General features: G+C 65.4%; 1 protein-coding gene. It reads left to right on the top strand.

The features are described from left to right. A partial coding sequence (locus EFR00_RS32780; protein ID WP_208655998.1) for a putative Ig domain-containing protein occupies positions 1-1,063 on the top strand: 1,063 nt, incomplete at both ends.

Genomic DNA, 1,063 nt, shown 5'->3' with positions numbered 1-1,063 from the left:
CAGTCGACCAATACGCTGAGCGATGTCTTCAGCTATACGATGCGTGACAGCGCCGGCGCCACGGCCACGGCAAACCTGACCATCACCATCCATGGCGCCAATGATGCGCCGGTGCTGGCCGTCCAGACGGCGGCCCAGAATGCCACCGTCGGCTCCGCCTTCTCCTTCACCCTGCCGACGACGACCTTCACCGATGTCGACAGCGGCGAGACGCTGACCTATTCGGCAACCGCCGCCGATGGTACGGCACTGCCGTCATGGCTGAGCTTCAACGCCTCGACGCGGACCTTCTCCGGCACGCCGACGACGTCAGGCACCTATGGCGTCAGGGTGACGGCGACCGATCTCGGCGGCCTTGCCGCCAACGAGACCTTCAACATCGCCGTGTCAACGCAAGGCAACACGCCGCCGACGGCGGTTGCCGATGCAGGTGATGCGACCGAGAAGGGCGGGGTGGCCAATGGTTCGGGAGGCGCGGTTGCCAGCGGCAATGTGCTGACCAACGACACCGATCCGAATGCCGGTGACACCAAGACCGTCACGGCGGTTGTCTTCGGTGCGACGTCGGGTACGCTCGGCTCGGCGCTGAACGGCACTTACGGCAGCCTCGTGCTCAATGCATCGGGCGCTTACAGCTATACGATCAACGAGAGCAATGCCGCCGTCCAGGCGCTGCGGCAGTCGACCAACACGCTGAGCGATGTCTTCAGCTATACGATGCGCGACAGTGGCGGCGCCACGGCCACGGCAAACCTGACCATCACCATCCATGGCGCCAATGATGCGCCGGTGCTGGCGGTGCAGACAGCGACCCAGAATGCCACGGTCGGCTCCGCCTTCTCCTTCACCCTGCCGACGACGACCTTCACCGATGTCGACAGCGGCGAGACGCTGACCTATTCGGCAACCGCCGCCGATGGCACGGCGCTGCCGTCATGGCTGAGCTTCAACGCCTCGACGCGGACCTTCTCCGGCACGCCGACGACGTCAGGCACCTATGGCGTCAGGGTGACGGCGACCGATCTCGGCGGCCTTGCCGCCAACGAGACCTTCAACATCGCCG

Origin of the sequence: Rhizobium sophoriradicis, from assembly GCF_003939025.1 — a bacterium.
GTDB classification, from domain to species: domain Bacteria; phylum Pseudomonadota; class Alphaproteobacteria; order Rhizobiales; family Rhizobiaceae; genus Rhizobium; species Rhizobium sophoriradicis.
Note: the sequence above shows the minus strand (reverse complement) of the source record. Positions and strands in the feature narration are given on the sequence as shown.